The sequence below is a fragment of the Frankia sp. CeRuru1 genome (assembly GCF_977966315.1).
In genome coordinates this window covers 1-2819 of record NZ_CDWWEW010000514.1, presented here as the reverse complement: position 1 = coordinate 2819, position 2819 = coordinate 1, and the positions used below count along the sequence as shown (strand labels likewise).

3 protein-coding genes are annotated in these 2819 nt (G+C 72.5%); all 3 read left to right on the top strand.

The genetic code is table 11. From position 1 onward, the window contains the following. A partial coding sequence (locus AC08OP_RS23665) for a cytochrome P450 (protein WP_476616187.1) occupies window positions 1-1303 on the top strand: 1303 nt, incomplete at its 5' end. A 125-nt stretch (window positions 1304-1428) separates the two neighbouring features. After that, the gene (locus tag AC08OP_RS23660) at window positions 1429-2268 is read left to right on the top strand and encodes a beta-propeller fold lactonase family protein (protein ID WP_476616186.1); all 840 of its coding nucleotides are present in this window, start codon (window positions 1429-1431) and stop codon (window positions 2266-2268) included. A gap of 90 nt (window positions 2269-2358) precedes the next feature. Then, on the top strand, window positions 2359-2819 hold a 461-nt coding region (locus tag AC08OP_RS23655; RefSeq protein WP_476616185.1), incomplete at its 3' end, for an AAA family ATPase.

Here is a 2819-nt window from a genome sequence, read left to right as displayed (position 1 = left end):
GAGCGCCCCAGTGAGCGGGGCGGTGAGCGCCCCGGTGAGCGCCCCGGTGAGCGGGGCGGTGAGCGGGGCGGTGAGCGGGGCGGGCCGCACCGTCGGCGCTTGCGGGGCGCCGCCGTTCCCGATGGCTCGCGCGTGTCCCTACCACCCGCCGCCGGGCTACCGGGGCCTGCGGGCCGCCGGGCCTCTCGCGAAGGTCACGCTCATCGGCGACCGCCCCGCGTGGGTGGTGACCGGGCACGGGAACGCCCGCGCGCTGTTCGCCGATCCCCGGCTGTCCGCCGACCGCGCCGACCCGAACTACCCGGAGCTGACCGGCCGACGGGCGAGCGCGGAGACGATCCGGGCGGTGCGGACGTTCGTCGAGATGGACCAGCCGGAGCACGCCGCGCACCGGCGGCTGGTGATCCCGAGCTTCAGCGTGCGCCGCGCCCACGCCCTGCGGCCGCGTCTCCAGGGCGCCGTCGACCTGCTGGTCGACCGGTTGCTGACGGCCGGGCCACCTACCGACCTCGTCGACCAGTTCGCCCTCGACGTCGCCGCGTTCCTGCTCTGCGAGCTGTTCGCGGTGCCGCCCGACGACCGCACCGCCTTCCGGGACCGCCTGGCTCGACCGGACGGAGCAGGGCTTCCGGAGCTCGCCGGCTACCTGGGGGGGCTCCTGCGCGGCCGGGAGAGCGGTCCGGGCCAGGACGCGCTCAGCCGGCTGGCGAGCGCGTACGCGGGCGGGCACGGAGGCGCGGGCGGGCACGGAGGCGCGGGCGCCAGCGAGGCGGCACACCGGCAGGCGGTCAACACGGCCATGATGCTGGTGGTCGCCGGCAGCGAGACCATGACGAACACGATCGCGTCCGGCATGCTGACGCTGCTGGACCATCCCGACCAGGCGGCCGCCCTGCGCGCCGGCCCGGCCGCCATCCCGGGCGCGGTCGAGGAGCTCCTACGCTACTTGTCCGTCGCCGACACCATCCCCCGGGTGGCCGTCGCCGATATTGGGATCGGCGGCCGTCTGATCCGGGCGGGCGACGGTGTCGTCCTCGCTACGGCCGCCGCGAACCGCGACCCGGCCGCGTTCGCCGACCCCGACGCCTTCGACGTGCGCCGCGGCCCGCGCAACCACCTCGCGTTCGGCTTCGGCGTGCACCGGTGCCTCGGCCAGAACCTCGCCCGGGCCGCTCTCCAGATCGCGTTCGCCACAGTGCTCCGTCGCGTTCCGACCCTGCGCCTGGCTGTTCCCGCCGAACAGATTCCGATCAAGGGCGCCGTGGGGCTGCAGGGCGTCACCGCGCTGCCGGTCACCTGGTGACGGCGCCCGCGGCCTGGCCGGTGCGACCGCTCGCGGTGACCCGCTTCGCCATCCCACGAACAGGTTCTCCGGCACCCAGGCTACTACGCTCGGTTGTGATCCATCGACCGTGGGATGCGGGCTAGATGACTATCCACGCCTACGTAGCCAGCATCCGAACTGGGCAGGTGCTGGTGGTCGACCCGCTCGCGGGTGTCGTGAGCGCCGCCATCGGAGTCGGCGCGCTCCCCTTCGGGGTGGCGGTGGCTCCCGACGGCAGCCGCGCCTACGTCACCAACTTCGGCGGGAACGACGTGTCCGTCGTCGACACGGCCACCGGGGCCGTCACCGCCACCGTCCCGGTCGGCGCGAGCCCGGCGAACGTCGCCGTCAGCCCCGATGGGCGGCGGGCCTACGTGACGAACTTCGGCGGGAACGACGTGTCCGTCATCGACACGGCCACGCACACCGGAGCCATGCGCACCGGAGCCATGCGCACCGGAGGCACGCACACCGGAGGCACGCACACCGTCATCGACACGATCAGCGCCGGGGCCGGCACCAACGGCATCGCCGTCGCGCCCGACGGCCGGCGAATCTATGTGACCAGCACGGGCGGCGACCCGGGCGAGGTGTCGATGATCGAGACGTCGGCCGGCACCGTGACCGCGAAAATCGCCGTCGGACCCGGCCCTTTCGGGGCAGCCCTGGCACCGGACGGGACGCGCCTTTACGTGACCAACTATTACGGCCACACGGTCTCGGTGATTCACACGGCTCTCGACACGGTTGTCGCAGTTTTCCCCGTCGGCGCCCGCCCAGAGAACGTCGCGGTGGCGCCGGACGGCAGTGTCGCGTGCATAACGAACCAGGCCAGTTGTGACGTATCCGTGGTCGACCTCGCCGATTGCGTCGTCGTCGCGACGATCCCGCTCGCCGGCACGCCGGGCGGCATCGCCGTCACGAGCGCCCCGGTCACCGGCTGACACCCCGGCACCGGCTGACGCCCCGGTCACATGCGAGATAGAATGGATGACTCCAGCTATAATAAGTAGAGTTATCAAGAGGGTGACGGGGTGGACAAGCCCGCCGAGATGTTCGACCGCGACTTCGAGTGGGCCGAGCTCACCCGCTTCGCCCGCCACCGGAGCCGGGAAGCCACCCTGGGAGTGATCTCCGGACGACGGCGCCAGGGCAAGACCTTCCTCCTCGACGCGATCATCCGCGCCCACGGTGGTTTCCTGTTCACCGCCACCGAGACCACCGAAGCCGATGCGCTACGCCAGTTCGGGGAAACCCTCGCCCGCTACCGCGGCGAGCCGGCCCCCCACCGGTTCACCCACTGGGACGAGGCCATCACCCAGCTGATGCGCATCGCCACGGCCGGGCCCACCCCCGTCGTCATCGACGAGTTCCCCTTCCTCGCCAAGGCCTCCCCCGCGCTGCCCTCCATCATCCAACGCGCCCTGGACCCGACGGCCCAGCACACCAACACCCCGGTCCGACTACTGCTGTGCGGCTCCGCCCTGTCCTTCAT